Source organism: Williamsia sp., from assembly GCF_016462415.1.
GTDB lineage: Bacteria > Actinomycetota > Actinomycetes > Mycobacteriales > Mycobacteriaceae > Williamsia_A.
This window is the reverse complement of record NZ_JAEMTF010000213.1, coordinates 1-2,409: the sequence shown is the minus strand read 5'-3', so window position 1 is coordinate 2,409 and position 2,409 is coordinate 1. Positions and strand designations below refer to the sequence as shown.

Annotated in this window: 4 protein-coding genes; 2 read left to right on the top strand and 2 right to left on the bottom strand. The window is 64.5% G+C overall.

The window, feature by feature from the left end; translation table 11 throughout:
- A partial coding sequence (locus tag JHC79_RS23400) for an amidohydrolase family protein (protein WP_296395450.1) occupies positions 1 to 396 on the top strand: 396 nt, incomplete at its 5' end.
- A gap of 22 nt (positions 397 to 418) precedes the next feature.
- On the opposite strand, the gene JHC79_RS23395 is transcribed toward JHC79_RS23400, so the two are convergent.
- Positions 419 to 1,078, bottom strand: a complete 660-nt coding sequence (locus JHC79_RS23395) for an SDR family NAD(P)-dependent oxidoreductase (protein ID WP_296395448.1) — start codon at positions 1,076 to 1,078, stop codon at positions 419 to 421.
- Between the two features lie 99 nt (positions 1,079 to 1,177).
- Here JHC79_RS23395 and JHC79_RS23390 point away from each other — a divergent pair, with 99 nt between their 5' ends.
- Positions 1,178 to 1,597: a helix-turn-helix domain-containing protein gene (locus tag JHC79_RS23390; protein ID WP_296395446.1), complete on the top strand. Its 420-nt coding sequence runs from the start codon at positions 1,178 to 1,180 to the stop codon at positions 1,595 to 1,597.
- Between the two features lie 134 nt (positions 1,598 to 1,731).
- On the opposite strand, the gene JHC79_RS23385 is transcribed toward JHC79_RS23390, so the two are convergent.
- The coding region (locus JHC79_RS23385) for an FAD-dependent monooxygenase (protein ID WP_296395444.1) at positions 1,732 to 2,409 on the bottom strand (678 nt) is incomplete at its 5' end.

Here is a 2,409-nt window from a genome sequence, read left to right as displayed (position 1 = left end):
GGACGCAAACGGCAGTATCCGAACGTGCGGATCATCCTCGCCCATTCGGGCGGCAGCACGCCCTATCTGGCCGCCCGCGTCGCCGCGCTGTGCGCGTTCCATCTCGACTGCGAACTGACTGCAGACGAGATCCTCACCGACTTCCAGACGTTCTACTACGAAACCGCCCTGTCAGGATTCGAGACGAATCTGGTGGCGCTCGAGAACTTCGTCGACCCGAGCCACATCCTGTTCGGCACCGACTTCCCTGCCGCCAACCCGCGCACCGCCGGCTGGTTCACCGACAACGTCGATGAGTACTTTGCGAGTCGTCCTTCAATGCTCGCGAATGTCATGCACGACAACGCATACAGTCTCGTACCCCGACTGACCGCCGAAGCCCCCGCGCACCGGTGAGCCTCGACATCCGGCGAAGCCGTCAGGTCAGTGCGGGGTAGCGGGGGTCGGCGTCGGAACGTGCCTGGTACAGGTCGAAGTACGTGGGAGCGATCTCGGCTGCCGATGTGCCGGGTTGCCCGGATCCGATCCACACGCTGATCGCGAGATGCGCTGCGTACACGCCGTGTTCAGAGAGCACGTTGTGCAGGTTTAGAATCCAGTTGCGCAAACCGGCGGAGGCGATGTTGATGTTCGCCATAGCCGGTGACGGCTCCACCGATCCACCTCCGGCGGTGATGATGATGGTGCCGGTTCTGGCGGCGATCATGTCGTCGACGACCTGCTTCACCACATGTATCGCACTGAAGTAGAAGTCGAGCTGTGGTTGAAGATTAGCCGGTGTGACCTCCAGGACACCGGCAACGGGCAGGCTGGTGTCGGCCGCCGAGAACTCGAGAACATCGACAGTTCCCAGGGTTTCACGGATCTGGGCGAACGCCGCAGTGATCGACGCCGCATCGAGCAGATCGGCAGTGAACGCGGTCGCCGCGATCCCCTCGCCGTTGAGCACGTCGGTGAGGGAATCCAGCTTTGCCCGATCACGAGCGACGAGCGCGACGGTGAAACCGTTCCGGCCGAACACCCGGGCGATCTCCAGACCCATCCCTGGCCCGGCACCCACTATGACAATCAACGACACGTTCTCACCCCTGAATGGTTACTGTTTGTGTGCAACCACATCGTCTGTGTGTTTCACCGTCGCCACAAGAAGGCACATTCGTGTTCGTGAGGAGCGCCCATGTCCACCAGCGAGAACGCAACGGTCGCACACGACGCCACCCTGCCCGGTCCGTGCGAGGGGTGGGGCGACGATGCCCCGTTGATCCGGAGCATCCTCGACCGTGTCGGAGACAAGTGGGGCATTCTCGTGATCGCCGTTCTCCGCGACACACCGCTGCGATACAAACAGTTGCACCGCAGCGTCCCTGGCATCTCCCAGCGGATGCTCACCCTCACCCTGCGCCACCTCGAGCGCGACGGGCTCGTCACACGCACCGTTTATCCCGAGGTACCGCCGCGCGTCGACTACGCCCTGACCCACCTCGGCGACTCACTCCTCGAACACGTACTGGGCCTCGCGATGTGGGCGTCAGAACACACCGACGAGATCCATCACCACCGTGTCGCATTCGACCAGAGACAATCAGGGACAGCCTGAGAACGCTTCACCTGCAGGAAGAACAATCCGACAACGCCACTCGCAGCCGATAACGTCAGAAAGCTACGCGCACCGGTGACGTATCGGGCCACCGATCTCATATGTACCTGTCACACCTCCACAGCGGTGATCGGTCAGTGTCGTAGGGAAGTCTGCAGACGGATCGCGCGGTCGAGCGTCGGTAGCACCGCGCCGAGTGCCGGGCGTCGTAGCGCTTCGCGGCGCAGAGCTGAGCGCGCCGCCAGAACCCGGGAACTCGACCGTTGTGCGTGCGCTGCGCGGCGCAGCATCGGTTGTTGCATTGCCTGGACGGCGGCCGTCGGGTCGCCCGATGATCTGAGAGCGGCGGCGAGGTCGCCGACGTCGGCGATCGCGATAGACGCTCCGATCCCCGCTGTGGGAGGGATGGGGTGTGCTGCGTCCCCGACGACCGCGACGCGTCCGGCCGGCCACCCGGTGAGGTCCACCGGCCGGTAGAACACGAAGGCGTCGACGCTGTCCGGGTCACTGCGTCGCACCAGCTCGCGAAGCGGGTCAGACCAGGACGTGGTGGCGGCGAGTGCTCGGCGCAGCAAGTCTGAACGCGGTCGTTCCTCCCCGTCCAGGACCAACGACCACAGCAAGTAAGGATCCTCGAGATCGGGGCTCACCTCGCCGTGGGTGGGGTTCGCCTCGGGTCGGTGCGTCGCGAGGAACGCGGTGGTCGCGCGCGGGCCCACGACGAACCCTGGTCCGTTCCAGAGATCATCGGGAACCAACGGGCAGGTGTCGGCGGTGAGCGGGGTTCGTCCGGCGATGCCAATGACTCCGGC

Coding starts and splice junctions, on each gene's coding strand:
- JHC79_RS23390 (WP_296395446.1), top strand. CDS start 1,178: ATGTCCACCAGCGAGAACGCAACGGTCGCACACGACGCCACCCTGCCC.